Origin of the sequence: Roseospira visakhapatnamensis, assembly GCF_014197915.1 — a bacterium.
Lineage (GTDB): Bacteria > Pseudomonadota > Alphaproteobacteria > Rhodospirillales > Rhodospirillaceae > Rhodospira > Rhodospira visakhapatnamensis.
Genome location: NZ_JACIGK010000023.1, coordinates 39,305 through 63,477, shown reverse-complemented (window position 1 = coordinate 63,477; position 24,173 = coordinate 39,305). Strand labels below are relative to the sequence as shown.

The window sequence follows — 24,173 nt, the reverse complement described above, 5'->3', positions numbered from 1 at the left end:
TATAAACACCGTTCGCAAGCCCTGAACCGCTGCGTGACCCTGGTAAGAACTGGAGCCTCCCGGTTGCATTCTTCTGGGCGATCCCATAAGCTTTAGGGCGCGTGGCGACCCTGCCCCCGACCGGGCGGGCGGCGCCCCGTCTCGGGCGCGCCGCAGTCTGTCGGTCGCCCCGGACCCCGACGTCTCGGGTCCAAGGATATCCGCCGCCCCACGCGCCCACCGGGCGTGCCCCGCTCCCGGGGGCGGCGTCGACGCCAGATGGCCTTGTCACCGGTCGTCCCTGGTCCTGACTCGTCAGGCCCGGGGTCAACGCCGCCCGAGGCCACGGGCCCTACGCCGCGACGCGGCGCCGGCGCCGTCACACCGGCCGATCGACACACCCTGTCCGTTCTTGTGTCGACCGGGGCGAACGGTCGTACACGGAGAACACAGATCCATGACACCACCGGAAACTCTCTACGACACCGACTACGAGGTCGGACAGGACAACATCCAGGCCATGGGGATGGACATCCACAACCCCGTGTTCGGGGTGTCCGCCGCCCTGATCCTGATGTTCGTCGTCGGCACCCTGATGATGCCCGAAGAGGCCAAGGTCGCCTTCGAGGGCGCCCGAACCTGGTCGATCAACACCTTCGACTGGCTGTTTCTCGGCGCCGGCAACATCTTCGTGATCTTCTGCCTGATGCTCGTCGTGCTGCCCGTGGGCAGCGTGCGCCTGGGCGGTGAGGATGCCAGGCCGGACTTCACGCTGACCTCCTGGTTCGCCATGCTGTTCGCCGCCGGCATGGGGATCGGCCTGATGTTCTGGAGCGTCGCGGAACCGGTGGCCTATTACACCGGCTGGTATCACACCCCCCTGAACGTGCTGCCGAACACGCCCGAGGCGACCGGCACCGCCATGGGCGCGACCATGTTTCACTGGGGCCTGCACCCCTGGGCCATCTACGCCGTGGTCGGCCTGTCGCTGGCCTTCTTCGCCTACAACAAGGGCCTGCCGCTGACCGTGCGCTCGGCCTTCTACCCGCTGGTGCAGGACCGGTCCTGGGGCTGGTTCGGCAACACGATCGACGTGGTCGCGGTGCTGGCCACCATCTTCGGCCTGGCCACCTCGCTGGGCCTGGGCGCCCGGCAGGCGGCCGGCGGCCTGGAGTTCCTGTTCGGCATCCCGGCCGACATCAACACCCAGATCGCCATCATCGTCGCCGTCACGTCGGTGGCCGTGATCTCGGTGGTGCGCGGCCTCGACGGCGGCGTCAAGGTGCTCAGCAATATCAACATGGTGATGGCCATCATGCTGCTGCTGTTCGTGTTCCTCACCGGGTCCACGCTCGCCCTGGTCAACGGCCTGTGGTCGACGACCGTCGCCTATGTCCAGACGATCGTCCCCCTGAGCCTGTGGTTCGGCCGCGAGGACGAAGCCTTCATGCACGGCTGGACGGTGTTCTACTGGGCCTGGTGGATCTCCTGGTCGCCGTTCGTCGGCATGTTCATCGCCCGGGTCTCCCGGGGCCGCACCGTGCGTCAGTTCATCGTCGCCGTGCTGCTGGTGCCCACCCTGGTCACCATCGTCTGGATGACCGTGTTCGGCGGAAGCGGCCTGGAGCAGGTTCAGCAAGGCATCGGCGCCCTGGCCAACGGCCTCGGCAACGACGAATCCCAGGCCATGTTCCAGATGCTGGCGTCGCTGCCGCTGGCCTCGATCACGTCGTTCGTGGCCATCTGCCTGGTGCTGGTGTTCTTCATCACGTCGTCGGATTCCGGCTCGCTGGTGATCGACAGCATCACCGCCGGCGGCAAGCTGGACGCGCCGGTGCCGCAGCGCATCTTCTGGGCGGTGATGGAAGGCGTGATCGCCGCCGTGCTGCTGTTCGTGGGCGGCGCGAGCGCGCTCAAGGCCCTGCAGGCGGCGTCCGTGACCGTGGGCCTGCCCTTCACGCTGGTCCTGCTGGCCATGTGCGTGACCCTATACCTGGGCCTGTCGCACGAGCGCAAGTACGTGATCGGCAAGGGCTGAGGCCGGCCCGGCCCTGGTCCCGACGCGTCAGGACCAGGGACCCGGGGGGCCAAGGAGAGCCCAGGGGCAGGGGGACCCCAGGGCCCCGCGCCGCGTCGGCGTCAGAACCGCTCGCGGCGCAGCACCTGGACGTCGTAGGCGCAGATGACCCCGCGCCATGTCTGGATGATCGCCGCGATGCCCTCCATGATGGCGTCGGCCCGCTCGTCAGAGGTGATCACCACCACCTGCACCATGGTCTGGGCATCCACCGGCACGCCGTCTTGCCAACCGCCCTCCTGGCCATGACCCTCCAGGGTCGGCAGCACGGTGTAGCCGGTCGCCCCGCTCTGACGAATGACCGCCAGCGCGCGGCGCAACAGCGGCCGCTCGATGAACATTTCCACTTTCTTGCGCGTGAACGTTTCCATGGCGTCGGTCTCCGTTCATCCGGCGATGGCCAGGGCGATGTAATGGTACGCTGGGATCCCGATCGCCAGGTTGAACGGGAACGTGACGCCCAGCGACAGCGTCAGATAGAGCGCGGGGTTGGCGCGGGGCAGCGCCAGCCGCATGGCCGCCGGCACGGCGATATAGGACGCGCTGGCCGCCAGCACCATGAGCAGCGCCACCCCCCCCGGCGACAGCCCCACCAGCCAGCCCGCCGCCAGCCCGGCCGCGGCCCCGATCACCGGCATGTACAGGCCGAAGCCGATGACCGCCGGCGACATGCCCCGGGCCTCGCGGAAGCGGCGCGCGGTCACCAAGCCCATGTCCAGCAGGAAGAAGCACAGAACGCCGGTGAACGGGCCGACGATGAATGGCGCCAGCGCCAGCTTGCCGTCGGGACCGGTGATCCAGCCGATGAAGAAGGCGCCCACCAGCACGACCACGCTGCCGTTGAGGAAGATCTCGCGCCACAGGTCGCCGTCTCCGTGGTCGTCCGTCCGGCCCTTGGCCACCGCGCCGCGGTTGGCCAGCCACAGCCCCACCAGGATGGCCGGCGTCTCCATGACCGCCGCCGTGGCCACCATGAAACCCTCGGCGCCGGTGCCCATGCGCTCCAGCATCAGGGTCGCGGTGACGAAGGTCACCAGGCTGATGGATCCGTAGTGCGCCGCCACGGCGGCCGCGTCGTGCCGTTCCAGGCGGGTGGTGGCGCGCAGGCAGCCGAACGCCACCAGGGGCATCACCGCGCTGAGGACGAACCCGGCCGCCAGCGTGGCCAGCAGCAGGGTCGACAGGCCGTGCTCGGCCATCACCGCGCCGCCCTTGAAGCCGATGGCCAGCATCAGGTAGAGCGACAGTCCCTTGGCGATCGGGTCGGGAATGGTCAGGTCGGAGCGGGCGAAACCGGCCGCCAGCCCGAGGGCGAAGAACAACACTGGCGCGGACAAGAGGTTTCCAACGGCCAGCGAGAGCAGATCGGTCATTGGTGAACATCCTCGGCGTCGTGGGAAAGCGGGAAGAAGCGCCGACGCTCCCCGGCAGGATCGCGCCGGCCCGGATCGTTAACCGGCGCTGGCGGGTGGCTCCTCACCGAGGACCCCCCAAAGCTCGCGCCACTCGCGCGGCGAGAGGCCGCTGTCCGCCTGGACCACGGCCTCGCCCGCCAGGGCCTTGCGCACCACCGCCAGGGCCGGGCGCGACAGCACCAGGCCACCCACCCGGTAGTCCTGGAACGCCTCGGCGGTCAGCGGCACCCAACGCTCCAGAAGATCGCTCATCACCTGCGCGTAAACGCGGATCTCATATTGGGCGTGATCGTCGGCGCGCAACGACACGAAGTGCAGGAAGTTGTGCAGATCGATCTTCCAGTACCACTGCGTATAGGTGTTGAGGGTGAGGTTCATGCGCGCCAGTTCCCGCGCCAGCCCCTGGCGCGCCGGATCGTGGTCCGGTCCCTCGGCGTTCAGCATGCGGTCGTAGTTGGCATGGCAGCGCAGCGCATCCCCGCGCAGGATGTCCAGCACCTCGGCCGCTTCGTCGCCCGTCAACACCCCCTCGCGCCCCTGGCGATTGTCCGAGGATTGCGCCGCCAGGTGTTCCGGCGCGGGGATGTAGAACTCCCGATCCAGAACCGAGTAACGCGCCGAGTACTCGTTGACGTTCGCGGTGCGGTGGCGGATCCACTGCCGGGCCACGAAGATCGGCAGCTTCACGTGCAGCTTGATTTCCGCCATCTCGAACGGCGTGGTGTGACGGTGACGCATGAGGTAGCGAATCAGGCCCCGGTCCTCGCGCACCTGGCGGGTGCCGCGCCCGTACGAGACCCGCGCCGCCTGGACGATGGCGCCATCGTCGCCCATGTAGTCCACCACCCGGATGAACCCCCGGTCCAGCACCGGAAACGGCACATGGAGAATGTCCTCCATGGCCTGTACGGTGGCGCGGCGCGTGGCGCTGGTGGTGGCGCGCAAGGCCTCGATCTCGGCCAGCAGGGCGGGGTCGAGGACGGCGGCGGTGGTGGACTCGGGCATGGGCTGGGAATCCGGGCAAGGCGTGTGACACGGACGCGCACCATAGCCCGGCTCGCCGCCGCACAGAAGAGACCTGTCGGGGGCGCGCGGCCAGCGGAGAAGCGCCGCCGCGGGGCGCGCCCCGCCCCCCTCACCGCCGGTCGGGGGGCGCCAGTTCCGTGGTCAGGCGGAAGCTGGTGACCACCTGATCCAGCTGGAAATGCGGCTTCAGGTGGGTGACACAGGCGAACGCGCCGGGCTTGCCGGGCACCTCGCGCACCCGCACGCTGGCCTCGCGCAAGGGATAGCGGGCCTTCTGGTCCAGGCTGGCGTCGTCGTTGCCCAGGCAATAGCCCATCAGCCAGTCCTGAAGGAAGCGCTCGCAGTCTTCCGGCGTGGTGAAGGAGCCCACCCGGTCGCGACCGATCACCTTGATGAAATGCGAAAAGCGGCTGACACAGAAGATGTATTGCAGCATGGACGACAGCCGGTGGTTCATGGTCGCCACCAGGGTTTCCATGGGGTCCACGGCGCGGGTCGAAGCATTGCCGTAAAACACCGAATAGCGGGTGAACCGCGCCGGCAGCAGCGGGATCAACCCCAGGTCCGTCAGCACGTTTTCCTGGCGATCGGCGATGCTGACCTCCAGAGACGGGCGGAGGGCGATGCCCGGCGCGTCGGTGCGGAACGCGGGCGTGGGCAGGCCGGTGACCAGGCCGCCGGCGATCTCGTCACGACGGGAGCCGCGGATGTCGGCGAACCATCCGTACGAGTCGAAGGCGCGGATCAGGACGGCGGCGAAGGCGAAGCCGGGATGTCCCCACAGGTGGTCCCGCGCGCGCAGGCCGCGCCGCCCCTCGGCATAGCGGAAGCCGTCGGCCCGTGTGCCGTCGTCGCGCCAGGGCTCGCGCATCAGGATGCGCGGCAGGCAGACACCGACGAACCGGCTGTCCTCGGTGCGCTGGAAGGCGCGCCAACGGGCGTAGTCCGCGCCCCCGAACGGACGGGCGATGTCGATGGGCTGAGCGAGGTCGGAATAGTCCTCCAGCCCCAGTAGCGCCGGCCGGGCGGCCAGGATGACCGGCGCGAAGGCCGCCGCCGCCACCTGGGACAGGGCCTTGAGGACACTGACGTCGTCGTGGGGGTGGTCGCGCGTGGGGCGGTGCTGGACGGCGTGCAGGATCAGCAGCAGGCCGAAGGGCTTGCCGCCGGGCATGCCGAATTCCTGGTTGTATATCTTGTCGAACAGAGCGCTTTGATCGAACTCGATGGCCCGTTCCAGGTCGCGGGCGATCTCGGTCCAGCGGCAGGGCAGCAGCCGGAGGACGACCTGTTCGCGCCCGTCGGCCTGTTCGGCCAGGTAGCGCAGGCCGCGCCACGCCGCCTCCAGGGACTGGACCCGGGGATGATGCAGGATGGCGTCCACCTGGTCGCTCAACAGGCCGTCCAGGGCGGCGATGTCGCGATCCAGGGCCGAGCGGATGGCGGCGGCGCCCCCGGCCCGCACGGCATGGAAGAGCGCCCCCCCGAACCAGCGCAGCAGGCCCATGCCGACGTCGTCGGCGGCCAGGAACCGGTCCAGCGGGTCGGGGTCGGCGCGTCCGAGGGCCTGGTCCACCACCGTGCGGCGCAGCGGCTCCAGGCCGCCCACGGGGGGGCCGTCGAGCAGCGCGTCCAGGGCCGGCAGGCGCGGACGCGGCGGGGCCGGCCGGTCCGGGTCGGTCACGGCCGGCGTGGCCCGCGCCCGGGCGGCGGTGGCCGGCACGATGGCGTCGGGGTCATCGGGCGGCGCGGCCGTATCCGGATCCGGCGGCGCGGTCAGGTCAAAGGCGGAGGGCTGCGGCGTGTCCGGGGGACGCCGCGTGACCACCACGGTGTCCTCGTCGCCCCGGGTGGTGAAGCGGGTGTCGTCCGGATCGGGTGTCTGCTCACTCATCCGGCCGGATCCCATGGTGCGGGGTGACGCGCTCCGGCCCATCCCGGCGCCTCCGGGACGGGCCGACCCCCATGGGCCGGCCCGCCGCCGATCAAGGCCCCCTCAAGGCCCATCATCACCCCATCTGCGGAATGCGGGCCACCATGCGCATGGAGGTGGTCAGTTCCTCCATCTGCAACCATGGCCGCATCCAGGCCACGGCGTTGTAGCTGCCCGGCGCGCCCGGGATCTCGCGCACCTGAACCTTGGCCTCGGCGAGCGGATAGCGGGCCTTCATGTCCTGCCCGGCCGTCGCGTCGCCGTTGACGTAGTTGGAGATCCAGCGGTTCAGCCAGGCCTCGCAGTCCGACGCCTCCATGAAGGACCCGATCTTGTCGCGCGCCATCACCTTCAGGTAATGGGCGAAGCGCGAGGTGGCCATGATGTAGGGCAGGCGGGCCGAGATGGCGGCGTTGGCCGTGGCCTCCGGCCGGTCGTACTTCTTCGGCTTCTGGGTGGTCTGGGCGCCGAAGAAGACGGCATAGTCCGTGCTCTTGTAGTGGCACAACGGCAGGAAGCCCAGCTTGGACAGCTCCGCCTCGCGCCGGTCGGTGATGCCGATCTCGGTCGGGCATTGCTGGTCCACGTCGCCGTCGTCGGAGACGAAGGTGTAGCTGGGCAGGTTGGTGACCTTGCCGCCGCCCTCGGCGCCGCGAATGGCGGTGCACCAGCCGTACTGGGCGAAGGCGTCGGTCAGACGGGCGCCCATGACGTAGGCCGAGTTCATCCAGCAGAACTGATCGTTCTTCATGGGCAGGGTCTTCAGGGAGTTCGGATCCAGGGGCGCTTCCTCGTAGCCGAATTCCTCGATCGCCTTGGTGGCCCCGCCGTAGGGCAGGCGCGCGAGCGTACGCGGCAGGGTCATGGTCACGAAGCGGCTGTCCTCGCTTTCGCGGAAGCTGCGCCACTTGGCGTATTCGATGCTCTCGAAGATCTTTTCCATGTCGCGCGGCTTCGACATGTCCTCGTAGGACTCGAAGCCGAACATGCCCGGGGCGGCGGCGGAGATGAACGGCGCGAAGGCCGCCGCCGACACGTTGGAGATGTTGGTGAGCATCTCCAGGTCCTCGGGGTGGTTGGTGAATTCGTAGTCACCGATGAGCGCGCCATAGGGTTCGCCGCCCGGGGTCCCGAACTCGTTTTCGTAGATCTTCTTGAACAACTGGCTTTGGTCGAACTCGACGGCCCGCGACAGATCCTTGGCCAGATCCTTCTTGGGCGCGTTCATCACGCGGAGCTTGAGCTGCGCGCTGGTTTCCGAGTTCATGACCAGGTAATGCAGCCCGCGCCAGGTGCCTTCCAGCTTGGCGAACTTGGGATGCTGCATGACCGCCGCCAGTTGCCGCGACATCTTCTGGTCGATGGCGGCGATGGCCTTGTTGATGGTCTGCGCCAGATTCTTGTCGAAGGTCACCGTGCCGGCCAGGGCCTGTTCGGTCAGGGTCTTGAGCAGCTCCTGGGCGCGATCGGGTTCGGTCTGGCGCGTGGCGGCGATGGCCTGGTCCAGCAGGGAGAGGCTGTCCGCCTCGGCGGTTTCGGTGGCCCCGGCGGCGCCGGCGGCTTGGGTCTCTGTATCCGCTGCCAAGATCAGTCCTCCTTCTTCGCCGCGTCGCCGCCGCCGGCCTCAAGGCCCAGGTCGGCCTTCAGCTTGTCGAGATCCTCGCTGTTCTGGAGCACCCGCTCCAGCAGCGCCTCCAGGTCCTCGGAGCGGTCCACCTTGCTCAGCAGATCGCGGAGCTGGTTGCGCGTCTCCAGCATCTTGCGCAACGGGTCCACCTGGTTGACCACGGCGCCGGGCTCGAAGTCCTCGATGCGGTTGAACTTCAGGTCCATGGCCATTTCGCTGCCGTCGTCGGCCAGGGTATTCTCGACCTTGAACTTCAGGCCCGGCGTCATGCGTGTCATCACGTCGTTGAAGTTGTCGCGGTCGATCTGGATGAACTTGCGATCCTTCATGGGTTTCAGCGGTTCCGTGGGATCTCCGGAGAAGTCTCCCAGAACGCCCACCACAAAGGGCAGTTCCTTCTGCACCATGGCCCCCTCGGTCTCCACCTCGTAGGAGATGTGGACCCGGGGTTTGCGAACCCGGTTCAGCTTGTCATGGACACTGGCCATCCTTGGCACTCCCCATCTTGGTTAGAGTCTTGTCTTTGGCCCCCCGTGCCGGACCACGCCGGCGCGCGCCCCGGTCCGGCCCCTTGTGCCACCGGCCAGGGCGACCGACCGTTGCGGCGTCCGAGGCTGGCCCACGGTCTCGCCGAGAGCGACCATCCCAACGCGGCGTGTGTCCCCGGAACGCCCCTACCAGCCCGACGACGAATCGGACGCCTGCTCCGGCGGCTTCAGGCCGGCGGTGACGTAGAACAGCTTGCGCGCCTCCTCGTCCTTGATCAGTTCCTCCAGCAACTCCGGCAACGGCATGCGCCCCCGCCGCACCAGTTCCTCCAGCGTGTAGGACAGCGGCGAATGGGGTTCGGTCTCCCGGAAGAACTTGGCGATCTTCAGCAGTTCGCGGAACGCGTCGTCGCGGGAGGCGATGGCCCCCGACTGCACCGCCGGCCGCGACACCGTGATGGTGCCGGCCGTCGCCTCCGTCACGGCGCCGTCCTCGGCGGGGGTGGCGACCGCGTCCGAGGCCGGCGTGCCCTCCCCGGACGCCGCCATCGCGTCGCGCCCCAGGTAGGACAGCGTATCCTTGACGGTCTCCAGGACGGACCGGATGGTGCCCCCGGGCGGCGCCTCGGCCCCGGCCTTGTCGTCCAGGGCGGCGATCATGGCGGCGTAGGCGTCCTGGGCCTCGTTCAGATCGGCCATGGTGGTGACGATCAGGTCGGCGGGCGTATCGGCGGCCGCCGCCTCGATGCGGTCCATGGTGACCGCGCCGTCCTCGATCCGGCGCTGGCGGCGTTCCTCGTCGGCGACCTTGGCCAGTTCGCTCGCCTGTTCGAAGTGCCAGTGCGCCAGGATCTCGCCGTTGCCGGCCACCAGCGGAACCTTGCGCAGCGGCATGACGAGGGTCCCGTCGGCCCCCTCGCCGTTCAGGCCGGCCAGGGCCGCGAGGCGCATTTCCAGGCCGTCCTCGTCGGGCATGGGGTGCAGGTCGTCCCAGTAGCGGTCCACCAGGCCGGTCACCAGCGCGCAACCGTCGCGCAGCCCGGCGAACCCCTGGCCGCGCACCAGGGCCTCGATCAGCCAGGCGCAGACCTCCAGATCCTTGGTGCGGGTGGTCAGCACCTCGGGCGCCAGCGTCAGGATGTCGCGCCACTCCCGCGCCAGACTGGAGGACTCGTCCTCACCCGCGTCGACCACCTGACGTTCGGCGGCGCGGGCGGCGTTGCGGGCGTCCTTGAGGGCATAGTAGGGCGACGTCGGCGAGGCATCCTCGCGAATGTCCGTCCCCGTGGGCTGGTCCTCGGCGATCGGGGCCAGCAGGGTCTCCAGGTCAAGCACCGGCGGCGAACTCATGGCGGCGGCGATCCTTGAGGCTGCCATGGAGACGCGTCCGTTTCGGGGCGTCCATGGGGGGCGTCCGGGGCGGGTGCCAGCGGCGAGGCCGGGTGCACGCGATCATGCTAACCCGACTTGGCGACTCCACCAAGACCTCCGCGCACCGAAACGATATGAAAACCGCGCCATCCTTCGCACCGGTCGCCGACGCCGGGATCCCGGCATCGCGGCGGAGCTCAGTGCACCACGCGCAGGTGCCGGCCGTCGGGGGCGACCGTGACCGACCGCTCGGGCGGAAACAGCAGACGAGCCATGGTGCCGGCGCCGGGGCGGCTGTCGTAGCGCAGTTCCCCCCCATGCAGGGCGATCATCTCGCGCACCAGGGTTACCCCCAGACCGAAGCCGCCGGAGTCACGGGCGACGAGAGGACTGGCCTGGTAGAAGGGCTCGCCGAGGTGGGCCAGTTGGTCCTCGGTCATGCCCATGCCGGTGTCGGCCACCACGACCTCGCTGGCGCCGCTCTCCAGCCGACCCACAGCGACCCGCACCGATCCGCCCGGCGAGAACCGAACGGCGTTGGAGACCAGGCTCTCCACCATGCGCTGCACCAGCCCCGCGTCGGCGCGCACGATCACCGGCGCGGCCGGCGGCTCCATGTCCACGCGGGCGTCGATCGCCACCGCGCCGGGACGGGCCAGCGCCACGCGGTGGGCCGCGACGGCGCCCAGGTCCACCTCCGTCTCGGTCAGGATCATGCGCCCGGATTCCACCTGGGCCATGTCCATGACACCCGAGATCAGGGTCAGCAGCGACTGCCCGGCGCTCTGGATGTCACGGGCGTAGCCCTGGTACTGGGATGCCCCCAGCGGGCCGAACACCTCTTCGTCCATCATCTGCGAAAAGCCGATGATCGCGTTCAGCGGTGTTCGCAGTTCGTGACTCATGGTCGCCAGGAAGCGGGACTTGGCGGCGCTGGCGCTGGCGATGGCCGCCGCCGCGCGGGCAAGTTGGTCGGCGCGCCGGCGGGCCGCCGTAACGTCGCGGACCACCATCACGGCCCCTCCGGTCGAGAATGGCGCCAGCCGGGCCTGGAACCAGCGATGGCCCACCTCGGGCAGCGTCAGGTCGTAGTCCAGGGTCTGGATGTCGCCGGTGTCCGCCACCAGCGCCAGGGAGACCCGCAGGCGCACGGCGATGTCTTCCGGCAACACCTCCTCGATCACCTGGCCGAGCATGTCCTCGACCGGCATTCCGGCCAGACCGCCGGGGTCGTGGCCGCTCACGTAGCGGCCATCGGCGTCCAGCCGCAGCACCATGTCCGGCAGCACGCGCAGGATGGCGGCGGCCTCGGCGTCGGCGCTGCGCCGCCGCTCGCGTTCCCGCCGCAGGTCCTGGTGACGCCGGGTCGCCACGCGGTGCAGATTTCGCTGCCGGCGGACCAGGACCGCGACCACGGTCCCGAACAGCAGCAGGCCGGCCCCGCCGGCGAGCAGCACCGGCAGAAGCGGCACGCCCGGATCCGCGTGCACCGGCGGCAGCCAGCGCGCGTTCAAGCGCCGCAGGGTACCGTCGGCCAGCACCACCGCCAGGCCGTCGTTGAGGCGCGCCAGCAGGGCGTAATCGCCCTTGCGCACCGCCATCGCGTAGTCGAGCGCGAAGTCCTCCAGCACCAGATCGGCCGGCCGGATGACCTCGGACAGGCCCAGCCGGCGCGCCAGCATCACGCCTTGCAGCCGGGGCGCCACCACCGCGTCGCAGCGGCGCTCGGCCAGGCACCGGAAGGCCCCCTCCAGGCCCGGAAAGGGCACCAGGGCCGTGCTCCAGGCGCGGCCCCGCGCGCGATCGTGCACGATCTCCTCGCGCATCACGCCGATGCGCAGGCCGGCCAGATCCGCCTCGCCGCGCAGCGCCGGGCCACCATCGGCCACGAACACCGCGCCCTGGCCGGTGGCCACGGGGATGGTGAAGTCCAGGTAGGTCGCGCGGGTCGGAGAGATGCCGACGACCGGCAGCACGTCCAGGCGCCCGGCCCGCATGTCGCGCAGCAGGGCATGCCAGGGACGGGTCCGGATCGCGACCTCCCGGTCCATCACGCCGGACACCGCGTCCACCAGATCCATCGCGAACCCGGCCGGCTGGTCGTGGCCGTCCAGGACGGTGAACGGGGGATAGTCGGGCGCGATGCCGACCCGCAGCGGTTCGGCCGCGGCCGCGAGGGCGGCCCCCTGGTCCGTCCCCGGGACCGGTTCGCACACCATGAAGGCCGCGACCGCGCCCATCACGGCCAGCGGCGCCCGTTTCCTCACGAACCACGCCAGCGGCTCGCCCGAACCGGCGCGCCGGCCGACGCGCCCCCGTGTCGCCGGCGAACCGGCCCGGAGGCCCGCCGGACCACTCGACCGGACGGGCTGGGATGATGAGGCGCACACGGGCGCTGGCTCCAACATTCCGGGATCGTGAGCCACCCTATGGGGTGCAAACGGTCCGGAGCGACCGAAGGGTCGATGGTAGCGCCATCGTCAAAAGCGAGCAACCGACCCGATCCCCTCCCAGCGGTTCTCATGGCGGCCGCCGCGGGCTCGGACGATGGGGTGGGGTGGGGTGGCGTGACCCATCGTCCACGGTGCCGTCCGGACTCCCTCCCGTATTAAAGTCAAGAAAGCCCGGTTCGCCACTTTGGCGAGCATCGCTCTTGTGTGACGATCCCGTCTGGTTCCGGGCGCCGATCGCAGCCTGCCGGGACACAGAGGCCGCCCGAGACCGACTGCTCCTCTCCAGCCCGGCGACCGCTCAGGTAAATCGGATGGTCGGCCCCTGGTCGGCCGCCGCGGCCGGCGCCTCCAGCGCCTCGGCCACGCGCGCGGCGATGGCGCGATAGGCGGCCGCGTGCGGCCCGTCGGGCTCGGCGACGACGATGGGGCGCCCGGCGTCGGACTGTACGCGAATCCGCATGTCCAGGGGGATGTCGCCCAGGAAGGGACAGTCCATCTCCTCGGCGGTGCGCCGCGCCCCGCCGTGGGCGAACACCTCCTCCCGGTGGCCGCAGTTGGGACAGACGTAATAGCTCATGTTCTCGATCAGCCCGAGGATCGGCACGTTCACCCGCCGGAACATGGCCAGCCCCTTGCGGGCGTCCAGCAGCGCGATGTCCTGCGGGGTCGAGACGATGACGGCGCCAGCCAGGGTCACCCGCTGGCTCATGGTCAACTGGGTGTCGCCCGTGCCGGGCGGCATGTCCACGACCATCACATCCAGGTCCCCCCAGTCGACGTCCCGCAACAACTGCTCCAGCGCCCCCATGACCATGGGGCCGCGCCAGACCACGGGCTCGTCTTCCTCCACCAGGAAGCCGATGGACATCACCGCCAGGCCGTGCGCCCGCAACGGCTGCAGGCGATCCTTGACGACCTCCGGCCGCTCGCCCGCCAGACCGAGCATGCGCGGGATGGAGGGTCCAAAGATATCGGCGTCGAACAGCCCCACGCGCAAGCCCTGGCCGGCCAGGCCCAGGGCCAGGTTGACGGCGGTGGTGGACTTGCCCACGCCGCCCTTGCCCGAGGCCACGGCGATGATGTGCCGCACCCCCGGGGGGGCGATGCCGGTGCCCTTGCCGCCGCCGCCGTGGCCCTGACCTTGACCGTGATTGGGGCCGTGACCGCCGCGCCCGGCCGGGGCCGCCGCCGGACGCTGGGCGGTCAACACCACCGTGCAGGCGTTCACGCCCGGCAGGGCGCTCAACCGGGCCTCGGCCTCGCGCCGCAGCGGCTCCAGTTGCGGTCCGAGGTCCGGCGGCACGTCCAGGGCGACGGTGACGGCGCCGTCGGCCAGCGACAGCCCCGCGACCCACCCCTGGGAGACGGGATCCCCCCCGGTCTTGGGGTCGCGTAGACCACGCAGCGTCTCCAGAACGGACTCCTGGGTCACGCTGTCCTTGGACAGGTCATCCTTGGAAGGGGGGGCCATGCTTGCAAAACTCCTGTGGTGTTCCGATATGCCGGGGGTCCGCCGATCGCGCGGAGCGCCCGGGGGGATCGACGCTCGCGAAGGTCCCGTCCGCGCGCCTCCCCCCCACGTTGCTCCGGTCTGGCGCTTGCCGTATAAGGGCCAACGATCTTCTGGACATCAGCGGGAGAGCCGGTCGGCCCAACGGCGTCCTCGGCGCGAGGCGGCGGGCGGGGCGCAGAGGGTAGGCGTCCGGCGGCTCCCTTGCCAAGGCACTTAGAAGCGGAAGGACGGTCTTCAATGGCATGGAACCCGCAAGGCGGAGGCGGAGGCGGAGGTCCCTGGGGTGGTGGCGGCGGCAATGGGGGCGGCGGCCCCTGGGGCCGTGGGACCGGCCCCACTGGCGGTGGTCCGCGCCCCCCACCCCCCGACCTGGAGGATATGCTCCGGCGCGGCCAGGAGCGCATGCGCCACATCATGCCCAAGAACCTGGGCCCCAAGGCGCTCGGCTTGATCGCCGTGGTGCTTTTGATGTTGTGGGGCCTGACCGGGTTTTACCGGGTCCAGGTGGATGAACAGGGCGTGGTGCTCCGGTTCGGTCAGTACGTATACGATACCGGCCCCGGTCTGCACTACCACCTGCCCTATCCGATCGAAACCGTGATCAAGCCCAAGGTCACGCGAGAGAACCGCATCGTCCTCGGTTTCCGTCAGGTCGGTGGCACCAGCGACGCGCGACGCGACGTGGCCGCCGAAAGCCTGATGCTGACGGGCGACGAGAACATCATCGACATCGACTTCTCGGTGGTCTGGGTGATCAATGACGCGCCCGACTTCCTGTTCAACCTGCGCGACCCGCAACTCGCCGTGCAGATGGCCGCCGAGAGCGCCATGCGCGAGGTCATCGGCCAGACGCCCATCCAGGTGGCGCTGACCGAAGGCCGTCAGGAGATCGAGATCCGCACCAAGGATATGCTCCAGTCCCTGCTCGACGAGTACAAGGCCGGCATCGCCGTCCGCCGCGTGCAGTTGCTGAAGGCCGACCCGCCCGCCGAGGTGGTGGACGCCTTCAACGATGTGCAGCGGGCCCGCGCCGACCGCGAGCGCCTGCGCAACAACGCCGAAGCCTACCGCAACGCCATCATTCCGGAAGCACGCGGCCAGGGCGAACAGCTTCTTCAGGAGGCCGAGGCGTATCGCGAGGAGATCGTCAACCGCGCCGAGGGTGACGCGTCCCGCTTCGACGCCGTCTATCAGGCCTACAGCGCCGCCAAGGACGTGACGACGCAGCGGATCTATCTGGAGACCATGGAAGAGGTCCTGGGCAACGTGAACAAGGTGATCCTGGGCACCGAGGGCGGCCCCGGCGTGGTGCCCTACCTGCCGTTGCCGGAGGTGCAGCGGCGCCTGACCGAGGGATCGACCGCCGGTCGTGACGGCGCGCAGGGGCGGACGTCCACGCCCGGCGTGTCGACGAACGCCCAGGGGAGGGCCAGCCAATGAACAAGATCATTCTCATCGGCGTGGCCGTCGCCGTCTTCCTCCTGGCCATCGTCGCCGCCAGTGCGCTGTTCGTGGTCCGCGAGACCGAACAGGTCATCGTCATGCAGTTCGGCAATCCGCAGCGGGTCGTCGACACGCCGGGCCTGAGCTGGAAGCTGCCGTTCATCCAGAACGTGGTGGTGTACGAAAAGCGCGTCCTGGGCTCCGACCCCCCGGGTGAGGAGGTCATCCTGGCCGACCAGAAGCGCGTGGTGGTGGACACCTATACCCGCTGGCGCATCAGCGATCCGGTGCGCTTCTATCAGGCGGTCAATAGGGAGGTGAACGCCCAGCAACGCCTGTCCGACATCATCATCTCGGCGCTGCGCCGGGTGCTCGGCAACTACACCCTGACGCAGTTGCTGTCCGAGCAGCGCACCGAGTTGATGGCCCAGATCCGCGCCCAGGTGGACGGGGAGGCAGCGTCCCTGGGCATCGCCGTGACCGACGTCCGCATCCGGCGCGCCGACCTGCCCACCCAGACCAGCCAGGCGATTTACGAGCGCATCCGCTCCGAACGCGAGCGCGAGGCCCGCGAGGCCCGCGCCCAGGGTGGAGAACTGGCGCAGCAGATCCGCGCCCGCGCGGAGCGCGAAAGAACGGTGATCATCGCCGAGGCCGAGAACCGCGCCCAGACCATTCGGGGTCAGGGCGACGCCGAGGCCATCCGCATCTATGCCGAGTCGTTCGGCCGTGATCCGCAGTTCTTCGCCTTCTACCGGTCCATGGAAGCCTACCGGAAGTCCCTGGCGGACGGCAGCACCACCATGGTGCTGTCCCCGGACAGCGACTTCTTCCGCTTCTTCGGCGACATGTCGGGGATCGATATCACGCCGGCCTCGGAGACCCAGTCCGGCGCGCGGTAACGCGCGAACCGGCGGGCATGGTCTGTCCCATGCGGCGGGGCGTCCCTTCGGGCGCCCCGTTTCGCATGCTCCCGACGCCCCGGACCGGCCGACCGGCCGTGCCGTCCCGGCGCGCCAGGGGACTCGCATTTGAGAAATCGGGGTGGCGGTCGAGCGTGACATGGAGTCTGTAGGGGACGCCCTTGCCTCAGGCGGGAGGCCCCATGTCCTGGTTCCTTGAAGCGTTGGGCGACGTCCCCGACCCACGGGCGCCCGATGCCCGGCACGATCTTCTTGAGATTCTGACGATGGCGCTGGTGGCCTCGATCTGCGGCGCCGAGGACTGCTCGGATTTCGAGGATTTCGCGATCGATCGCGAGGCTCTGTTTGGCGAGGTTCTGACGTTGAAGCACGGGGTGCCGAGCCACGACACCTTCTCGCGGGTCTTCCGACGTCTGGACCCGCGGGCCTTCTCGGCGGCGTTCGCCCGGTTCTTGGACGATCTTGGGGCGGGCGGCGCCAGCGAGATCGTGGCGGCGCGGGCGGTGCCGGAGTGTCTTGATCTCAGCGGGCAACTGGTGACGGCCGACGCCCTCCACTGCCAGGGCGAGACGGCCCGGATCGTCCTGGAGCGCGGTGGCGACTATCTGGTCCGGCTGAAGTCCAACCGGCCCGCCCTGCACGAGATGGTCGCCGGGTCCTTCGCCGCGCCCGACGTGGCGGCCGATCTGCCGGGGGCCGAGACCACGGATCTGCCGGGGGCCGAGACCACGGACGCCCATCATGGTCACGTCGAGGTCCGCAAGGCCGCGCCGAAGCTCGCCGAGTGGCTGGAGGCGAACGTCCCCGAGGGCCTCGCCGTCTTCACCCTGCCGAAGCCGCACCGCCGCCGCATGCGGACATCGAACCCAATCGAGCGGGCCGTGCAGCAGGAGATCAAGCGCCGGACCAAGAAGGTCCGCGTCTTCCCAAACGAGGCCTCACTGCTGCGCCTCGTCACCGCCGTCCTGGCCGAGATCGACGAGGACTGGGCCACCACCGACCGCGTCTACATCAACATGGAAAACCGGGATGACTGAGGGACCTCAGGCCGAATTTCCATCCTTCAGGTTGCTCAATCGCGATAGCCCTGGCGATCATCGGCGCATGCGTTGACTGAGGCTCGTGAGAGACCCTAAACACGACCATCGATCATGCCCTGCTGCCGGTCGTTTCATCCGTGCCCCTTTTTTTCGGGAGTTTCCCCAATATGGCCGAACCTGAGACCCCGACCGCCGCCCTGGACGGGCTTGCGCTGGACGATGTCAAGGCCGGCGGCAAGGTGGCCCTGGCCCGCGCCCTGGCGACCCTGGAGAGTCAGCCGGACAGCGCCCCCACCGCCGACCTGCTGAGCGCCGCGCACGCCGCGCCCCGCGCCCATGTGGTGGGCATCACCGGTCCGCCGGGGGTGGGCAAGTCCACCCTGGTCAACAGCCTGATCGCCGCCTGGCGCGGGCGCGGGCAGACCGTGGGGGTGATCGCCGTCGATCCCTCGTCGCGGCGCACCGGCGGCGCGCTACTGGGCGACCGCACGCGGCTGCGCAACGACCCCGACGACCAGGGGGTGTTCGTGCGCTCCATGGCGGCGCGCGACCATCTGGGCGGGCTGGCCGGCCTGACCACGGCGGCCATGGTGCTCATGCGGGCGCTCTACGACGTGGTGCTGATCGAGTCGGTGGGCGTCGGCCAGTCGGAAACCGAGATCGTGGGCGTGGCGGACACCGTGGTGTTCTGCGTCCAGCCCGGGTCCGGCGACAGCCTGCAGTTCATGAAGGCCGGCATCTCGGAGATTCCGCACATCGTGGTGGTCACCAAGGCCGACATGGGACCCGCCGCCGAGCGCGCCCGGGGCGACGTGACCGGGGCGCTGAGCCTGGCGGTGGCCTGGAGCGACTGGGACATTCCGGTGCTGACGGTCTCGGCCAGCCGCCAGCAGGGCCTGGAGGAGATGATGGGGGCCGTCGACGCCCACGCCGCGTGGCTGGATACGGAGGACCGCCGGACCGACCTCCGTCAGGCCCAGGCCGAGGGCTGGCTTCTGGAATTCGTGCGCGAACGCTTCGGCCGCGACGGCGCGCGCCGGGCCGGCGTCCTGACGCTCGGGCGTGGTGAGTGCCCCTTCAACCGCTTCGCCGATATCACCGCGCGGCTGTCCGCCAGGGCGTGAGCGCGGCCATGTCCATCGTCGCCGGCCCGCTGGCCCATCCGGCCGGGCGTTGGGGCCTGGCGCTGGCGCTGCTGACGCTGCACCTGGCGGTGGCGCTGGGCGCGGCCAGCGGCCTGGCCCGCGACGACCTGGAGACGGTGTTTTTCGCCCAGGGCTGGGCCTGGGGATACGACCCCGAGCAACCGCCCCTTTACAACTGGCTGACCCAGGCCCTCACCGACCTGGTCGGGCCGTCCCTGGGCGCCGCCGTGGGGCTGCGGTGGGCGATCATCGCGGCGGGCCTCGTGGCGCTGTTCGACGCCGTGCGCCGCATGGCCGGCGGCGACCGGGCGCTGGCGGCGGGCGCCGTGGCCGGGGCCGCCGGGACCGCGCTGTTCGGGTACGAAGGCGCGCTGCACTTCACCCATACGACCCTGCTGATCAGCGCCACCGCCGCCGTGCTGTGGGCCATCGCGCGGATCGCCGAGCGGCCGACGTCGGCGCGCTATCTGGCCCTCGGGGCCGCGCTGGCCGTCGCCTGCCTGAGCAAGTACACCTTCGCCGTCTTCGGGCTGGCGCTGGTGGCGGCGGCGCTGACGGACCCCCTGTTGCGGGCGCGGGTGCTGGACCGGCGCGTTCTCTGGGCCGCGCTGCCGTCCCTGCCGCTGCTGCCCGGGCACCTGTGGTGGCGCATGGGCCAGGACATGGTGCTGAGCGACCGCGTGGCCAGCATCACCAGCCAGGGCCGCGAGGTCCCCTTGCCGCTGTGGGAGCGGCTGCCGGGGCTCGCCACCGACGTGATCGTCGATCCCGTCATGGGCATGGCGCCGCCCTTGGTGCTGATCGCGCTTCTGGTCGGCGTGGCGCCACGGGCACGCGCATCCCGGGGGGCGACCCCGGAAACAGGGACGCCGCGCTGGCCCCGGGTCCTGCTGGTGTTCGTGCTGGCCTCCATGGCGCTGACGCTCGCGGTGGTGCTGGCCACGGGTGGGCATCGGCTGCGCTATCACTACATGATGCCGGCGGCGCTGGTGCTGCCGGCGGCGGCGCTGCTGGGGGCGCGGGCGTGGACCGTGTCCCTGGCGCCGTGGCGCGCCCGTGCTCTGGGGTGGAGCCTGGCGGGCCTGGCCGTGCTGGCCGCCGGCGGCGTGGCGGCGGACCGCCTGATCCGCGAGCCGGTGTCCTGCGGGCGCTGCCTGTCGCTGTTGCCGGTGGAGGCGGCGGCGGCCAGGGTGCGGGCGGCGGGCTTCGACGGGCGCGGCACGATCATCGCCGCGTCGCTGGACTGGGGCGCCAACCTGCGCCGGGCCTTTCCCGACGCGCGGCTGCTGGCCCGGTCCTTTCCGGACTGGCGGCCGCCGGCGGATGACCCGGGTGATGGCGCCTGTCTGATCCTGCTGTCGCGGGCGGAGGCCGAGGCCCTGGCGACGGGCGCGGGGCTGGACGGCGCGGCCCTGGCCGAGGCGGTGGCGCCGCTGGTGGACGGGGCCCCCGACGCCCTGCCCCTGCCCCTGGCGCGGGCGCGGGTGGCGGACCTGCCGCTGACCCGGGCGCCGCTGTCCGGCGGTGCGCGCCGGACCGTTCCCTTCGGATTCCTTCTGGTGCCGAAGGACCGGGGGACCTGTCGTTAAACATTGGTCATGGGTCCGGCTCCGCTTGGCGCCGGAACCGGGGTCGAGGTACAACACACGCCATGACGACCGCTTCTCGTGTCTTGCCGTTTCCGTTTCCGCAGCCCCCGTTCCTGCCCGGCTGGGTGTGGCTGGTGGGCGCGGGGCCGGGCGATCCGGGGCTGCTCACGTTGCACGCCGCCCATGCCCTGTCCCGGGCCGACGTGGTGGTGCACGACGCCCTGGTGAACACCGACGTGCTGTGCCTGGCCCGCCCGGACGCCGAGGTGATCCACGCCGGCAAGCGCGGCGGCAAGCCCTCGGCCAGTCAGCCGGACATCAGCAACCGATTGATCGCGCTGGCGCGCGCCAACAAGCGGGTGCTGCGCCTCAAGGGCGGCGATCCCTTCATCTTCGGGCGCGGCGGCGAGGAAGCCCGCGCCCTGGTGGCCGCCGGCGTGCCCTTTCGCGTGGTCCCCGGGATCACGGCGGGCATCGGCGGGCTGGCCTACGCCGGCATTCCGGCGACCACCCGCGAGACCAACGCCGCCATCGCCTTCGTCACCGGCCACGCGGCCAGCGGGACCGTGCCCGACAACGTGGACTGGTCGGCGCTGGCGCAAAGCGCCTCGGTGCTGGTCATCTACATGGCGGTCAAGCACCTGGAAACCATCGTCGGCCGCCTGATGGCCGGCGGTCGCTCCCCGGAGGAGCCGCTGGCCTTCATCTGCTCGGCGACCACCACCCGCCAGCGGGTGGTGACCTCCACCCTGGGCCGGGCGGTCGCCGACCGGGACGCCCAGGGGGTGGAGGCGCCGGCCATCGTGGTCGTCGGCGAGGTGGTGCGGCTGCGCGAGACCCTCGGCGCCTGGTGGGATCCGGCCGAGTTGCTGCCGGCGCTCTCCGAGTCGGCGGCGGAGTGACGGGGCAAAAGCCTTGAGTCGTTCTTATCTTTGATTTTTATCATGGACCCGCCCCGGTGGGGTGGAGACGATCGCCGACCGGCCCCGATCGGGGCGACCGTGGACAGCGAGGGCAATAGGCCGTGGATGCGGAGTCCCAACTGCTGACGCTGCTCTGGGCCGGCGCGGCGCGGTGCCATGTCGTCATCTCGGACGAGGGCGGCCTGATGGCCAGCCTGGCCCTGGCCGGGCTGGTCGGCGGGTTCACCCATTGCGCTGGCATGTGCGGGCCGTTCGTCCTGACGCAGGTGACCACCCGCATGGAGTCCCTGCCGGCCGACCAGATGCGCGAGTGGCATCGCCTGGCCGGGGCGGCGCTGGTGCCCTATCACCTGGGGCGGGCCACCACCTACGTGCTGCTGGGGGGCTTCGGCGCGGCGCTGGCCGGCGTGCTGGGAGGCTTCGGCGGGCTGCGCTGGCTGTCGGCGGCCCTGCTGGCGCTGGCCGCCGTGCTGTTCGTGGGCTACGCCCTGCCGCGCCTCAAGGTGGCGCTGCCCGGCGGGTCCCGTGTCGAGGCCTGGTGGTCCGCCCATGTGGGCCGGGTGGCCGGGCCTTTGTTTCGCGCGCCCACGGGATGGCGCGGCTACGCCCTGGGGGTGCTGCTGGGGTTCATTCCCTGCGGCCTTCTGTATGGGGCCGTGGCGGCGGCGGCCTCCAGCGGGTCGGCGCTGGCCGGGGCGCTGGCCATGCTGGTGTTCGCCGCCGGCACCGTGCCCAGCCTGATCGCGGTGGGCGTGGCGGGGCATCTGGCGGCGGCGCGGTTTCGCCAGGTGATGACCTGGGTCGCCCCGGCGCTGATGGTGCTGAACGCGGGCGTGCTGGCCTTCCTGGCGGCCACGCTGGTGGTGTGACGCGCGCCCGGAAAGGACGAGGACGAGGACAGCGAGGAAGAGGGAGAGATGTCATGACCCGGACCCTGCCAACCCTTCTGGCGGTCGTGGCGGTGGTCGCGCTGGTGCTGGCCATCGGCCTGCTGCCGCGCCTGGAGCACCTGATCGGGACCCAGGGCGAGGACTCGGGCCATGGCGTCACCGGGACCCTGGCGGACGCCACCGGGATCGGCGGTCCCTTCACCCTGGTCACCGGCGACGGCGAGACGATCACCGAGTCCTCCTTCCCCGGCCAGTACCTGTTGCTGTACTTCGGCTACACCTATTGCCCCGATGTCTGCCCAAGCAGCCTGTCGGCGATGGACCTGGCGCTGCGGGACCTGGACCCGGCCCTTCTGAATGCCGTTCAGCCGCTGTTCATCACCGTGGATCCCGAGCGCGACACGCCCGAGATCGTGGCCGACTACGCCGGTGCCTTTCACCCAAAGCTGATCGGCCTGACCGGCACGCCCGAGCAGGTGGCCGCCGCCGTGCGCGCCTATCAGGTCCATGTCGAGCGGGTGGACATGCCCGACAGCGCGGTGGGCTACCTGATCGACCACAGCGCCTTTCTCTACCTGATGCGCCCCGACGGGACCCTGGCGGCCTTCTTCCGCCACGGCGACGCGCCGGAGGCGATCACCGCCGGCCTGCGCGCGGCGCTGGACGAGAAGGCGAACGACCGATAACGGTGTATCACTCGACCGGTTCGACTGGAAATCGGGCCGGTGTCACGGTACGGTTCCGTCACACGCGCGTGGCCGCGCCCCGAGTGTCAACAGGCCCCAGGACGTCCGCACGCCCATGCATCGCTTCGCCAATCCCACCCGCTTCCTGCGCATCGCCAACGCCATCCTGCCGTGGAGCGTGGCCGTCATGGTGCTGTCCCTGGCGGTTGGCCTGGTCCACGGGCTGGTGCTGTCGCCGCCCGACTACCAGCAGGGCGAGACCGTGCGCATCATGTATGTGCACGTGCCCGCCTCCTGGATGGCCTTGTTCGTCTACACCGCCATGGCCGTCGCCAGCTTCGTCTATCTGGTGTGGAAGCACCCGGTGGCCGATCTGGCGGCGCGGGCCTCGGCGCCCGTGGGCGCGGCCTTCACGGTCATTTCCCTGACCACCGGCGCCCTGTGGGGCAAGCCCATGTGGGGGGCCTGGTGGGTGTGGGACGCGCGCCTGACCTCGATGCTGATCCTGCTGTTCCTGTATCTGGGCTACATGGCGCTGGCCGGCGCCTTCGACGACCGCCAGCGGGGGTCCAAGGCGGCGGCGCTGCTGGCCCTGGTGGGATGGGTGAACATCCCCATCATCAAGTTCTCGGTGGACTGGTGGAACACCCTCCATCAGCCGGCCAGCGTCAATCCGGTGGGGGACAGCGGCATCGCCATCGACGGGTCGATGCTGGTGCCCCTGTTCGCCATGGCGCTCGCCTTCAAGGCGTACTACGTGACCACCATGCTGATGGGCATCCGCCGCGAGATCGCCGCCGCCAAGGCACGGACCTTGCGGCTGGCCGAGGTGCAAGGGTGAGCAAGGGGATATCCCGTGGATCAGCTGATCGCGTTTCTGGACATGGGCGGCTACGCGGGCTTCGTGTGGTCGTCCTACGGGGTCACCGCCGTGGTGCTGGGCGGCCTGTTCGTGAGCGTCTGGCTGGGGCTGCGCCGCGACGAGCGCACGCTCGCGCGCCTGCAGGCGGCCCTTGGCGGGCGCCGGCGCGGTCGCGCCGAGCAGGCTGAGGGCGCCGACCCGAGCCCCGCCCCACACTCGGCCTCGGCCCGGCCCGGCCCGGCCGGGATCACTCCCAGGACGGCCGACAACGGAGAACCGGCGTGACCCGCAAGAAGAGGCGTCTGTACTTCGTCAGCCTGGGCCTGCTGGCCCTGGGCGCCGCCACCGCCCTGATGCTGGGCGCGATGGGCGACAGCCTGCTCTACTTCTACAGCCCGTCCGACCTGGCCGAGCGACCGGTGGCCGAGGGCCAGCGCTTCCGTCTGGGCGGCCTGGTGGAGGAGGGCAGCGTGGACAAGGCCGGTGACACCGTGCGCTTCGTGGTGACCGACATGGTCAACACCGTGCCTGTCGTCTACACCGGCATCCTGCCCGACCTGTTTCGCGAGGGGCAGGGCGTGGTGACCGAGGGACATCTGGATGCCGGCGGCACCTTCTCCGCCGCGAACGTGCTGGCCAAGCACGACGAGACCTACATGCCCAAGGAAGTCGCCGACTCCCTGAAGGATAGCGGCTACTGGCAGGAGGGCGCCGATGGCCCGCCGGCGGGCGCGCCGGCGGCGGCCCAGGGCGCGGTGAGGGCGTATCAGTGACCCCGCGGCGTCACGAC

General features: G+C 70.4%; 21 protein-coding genes. 12 read left to right on the top strand and 9 right to left on the bottom strand.

The window, feature by feature from the left end:
• The first annotated feature begins 436 nt into the window (after window positions 1-436).
• Window positions 437-2,017, top strand: coding sequence for a BCCT family transporter (locus GGD89_RS14255; RefSeq protein WP_184046428.1), 1,581 nt, complete (start codon window positions 437-439; stop codon window positions 2,015-2,017).
• 101 nt (window positions 2,018-2,118) lie between these two features.
• On the opposite strand, the gene GGD89_RS14250 is transcribed toward GGD89_RS14255, so the two are convergent.
• The 9 genes from GGD89_RS14250 to GGD89_RS14210 all read right to left on the bottom strand — a co-directional run bounded on the left by GGD89_RS14250 (window position 2,119) and on the right by GGD89_RS14210 (window position 13,840).
• Complete coding sequence (locus GGD89_RS14250; RefSeq protein ID WP_184046426.1) at window positions 2,119-2,427, bottom strand: DUF190 domain-containing protein; 309 nt, start codon at window positions 2,425-2,427, stop codon at window positions 2,119-2,121.
• A gap of 15 nt (window positions 2,428-2,442) precedes the next feature.
• On the bottom strand, window positions 2,443-3,429 hold the full coding sequence (locus GGD89_RS14245) for a sodium-dependent bicarbonate transport family permease (RefSeq protein WP_184046424.1): 987 nt from the start codon (window positions 3,427-3,429) through the stop codon (window positions 2,443-2,445).
• Between the two features lie 78 nt (window positions 3,430-3,507).
• Window positions 3,508-4,476: an FAD-dependent thymidylate synthase gene (gene thyX, locus GGD89_RS14240; RefSeq protein WP_184046422.1), complete on the bottom strand. Its 969-nt coding sequence runs from the start codon at window positions 4,474-4,476 to the stop codon at window positions 3,508-3,510.
• 130 nt (window positions 4,477-4,606) lie between these two features.
• Window positions 4,607-6,391 carry a type VI secretion system contractile sheath large subunit gene (gene tssC, locus GGD89_RS14235; RefSeq protein WP_184046420.1) on the bottom strand — a complete coding sequence of 595 codons (1,785 nt, stop codon included), beginning with the start codon at window positions 6,389-6,391 and terminating at the stop codon, window positions 4,607-4,609.
• A gap of 115 nt (window positions 6,392-6,506) precedes the next feature.
• On the bottom strand, window positions 6,507-8,015 hold the full coding sequence (gene tssC, locus GGD89_RS14230; RefSeq protein ID WP_221238477.1) for a type VI secretion system contractile sheath large subunit: 1,509 nt from the start codon (window positions 8,013-8,015) through the stop codon (window positions 6,507-6,509).
• A gap of 2 nt (window positions 8,016-8,017) precedes the next feature.
• Window positions 8,018-8,545, bottom strand: a complete 528-nt coding sequence (gene tssB / locus GGD89_RS14225; protein WP_184046418.1) for a type VI secretion system contractile sheath small subunit — start codon at window positions 8,543-8,545, stop codon at window positions 8,018-8,020.
• Window positions 8,546-8,731: 186 nt separating this feature from the next.
• The gene (gene tssA, locus GGD89_RS14220; protein ID WP_184046470.1) at window positions 8,732-9,895 is read right to left on the bottom strand and encodes a type VI secretion system protein TssA; all 1,164 of its coding nucleotides are present in this window, start codon (window positions 9,893-9,895) and stop codon (window positions 8,732-8,734) included.
• A gap of 218 nt (window positions 9,896-10,113) precedes the next feature.
• Complete coding sequence (locus GGD89_RS14215) at window positions 10,114-12,183, bottom strand: transporter substrate-binding domain-containing protein (protein ID WP_184046416.1); 2,070 nt, start codon at window positions 12,181-12,183, stop codon at window positions 10,114-10,116.
• Window positions 12,184-12,667: 484 nt separating this feature from the next.
• A complete protein-coding gene (locus tag GGD89_RS14210; protein WP_184046414.1) occupies window positions 12,668-13,840 on the bottom strand; it encodes an Mrp/NBP35 family ATP-binding protein in 1,173 nt (390 codons plus the stop codon).
• 279 nt (window positions 13,841-14,119) lie between these two features.
• Here GGD89_RS14210 and hflK point away from each other — a divergent pair, with 279 nt between their 5' ends.
• The 11 genes from hflK (at window position 14,120) to ccmE (ending at window position 24,156) form a co-directional block, all read left to right on the top strand.
• Window positions 14,120-15,322 (top strand): FtsH protease activity modulator HflK, encoded by a 1,203-nt coding sequence (gene hflK, locus GGD89_RS14205; RefSeq protein ID WP_184046412.1) that lies wholly within the window; start codon window positions 14,120-14,122, stop codon window positions 15,320-15,322.
• Window positions 15,319-16,227, top strand: a complete 909-nt coding sequence (gene hflC / locus GGD89_RS14200) for a protease modulator HflC (RefSeq protein ID WP_184046410.1) — start codon at window positions 15,319-15,321, stop codon at window positions 16,225-16,227. The genes hflK and hflC overlap by 4 nt, the downstream gene beginning before the upstream one ends.
• 203 nt (window positions 16,228-16,430) lie before the next feature.
• A complete protein-coding gene (locus GGD89_RS14195) occupies window positions 16,431-17,285 on the top strand; it encodes a transposase family protein (protein WP_184046408.1) in 855 nt (284 codons plus the stop codon).
• A 170-nt stretch (window positions 17,286-17,455) separates the two neighbouring features.
• Window positions 17,456-18,412: a methylmalonyl Co-A mutase-associated GTPase MeaB gene (gene meaB / locus GGD89_RS14190; protein WP_184046405.1), complete on the top strand. Its 957-nt coding sequence runs from the start codon at window positions 17,456-17,458 to the stop codon at window positions 18,410-18,412.
• Window positions 18,413-18,420: 8 nt separating this feature from the next.
• On the top strand, window positions 18,421-20,022 hold the full coding sequence (locus GGD89_RS14185) for a glycosyltransferase family 39 protein (RefSeq protein WP_184046403.1): 1,602 nt from the start codon (window positions 18,421-18,423) through the stop codon (window positions 20,020-20,022).
• Between the two features lie 62 nt (window positions 20,023-20,084).
• Window positions 20,085-20,924, top strand: coding sequence for a uroporphyrinogen-III C-methyltransferase (cobA, locus tag GGD89_RS14180; protein WP_184046401.1), 840 nt, complete (start codon window positions 20,085-20,087; stop codon window positions 20,922-20,924).
• 122 nt (window positions 20,925-21,046) lie between these two features.
• Complete coding sequence (locus GGD89_RS14175) at window positions 21,047-21,814, top strand: urease accessory protein UreH domain-containing protein (RefSeq protein WP_184046399.1); 768 nt, start codon at window positions 21,047-21,049, stop codon at window positions 21,812-21,814.
• A 53-nt stretch (window positions 21,815-21,867) separates the two neighbouring features.
• Window positions 21,868-22,521 carry an SCO family protein gene (locus tag GGD89_RS14170; RefSeq protein ID WP_184046397.1) on the top strand — a complete coding sequence of 218 codons (654 nt, stop codon included), beginning with the start codon at window positions 21,868-21,870 and terminating at the stop codon, window positions 22,519-22,521.
• Between the two features lie 115 nt (window positions 22,522-22,636).
• Window positions 22,637-23,362 (top strand): heme ABC transporter permease, encoded by a 726-nt coding sequence (locus tag GGD89_RS14165; protein WP_184046395.1) that lies wholly within the window; start codon window positions 22,637-22,639, stop codon window positions 23,360-23,362.
• Window positions 23,363-23,377: 15 nt separating this feature from the next.
• Complete coding sequence (gene ccmD, locus GGD89_RS14160; RefSeq protein ID WP_343058613.1) at window positions 23,378-23,668, top strand: heme exporter protein CcmD; 291 nt, start codon at window positions 23,378-23,380, stop codon at window positions 23,666-23,668.
• A complete protein-coding gene (ccmE, locus tag GGD89_RS14155) occupies window positions 23,665-24,156 on the top strand; it encodes a cytochrome c maturation protein CcmE (RefSeq protein ID WP_184046393.1) in 492 nt (163 codons plus the stop codon). The genes ccmD and ccmE overlap by 4 nt, the downstream gene beginning before the upstream one ends.
• Window positions 24,157-24,173: the final 17 nt, after the last annotated feature.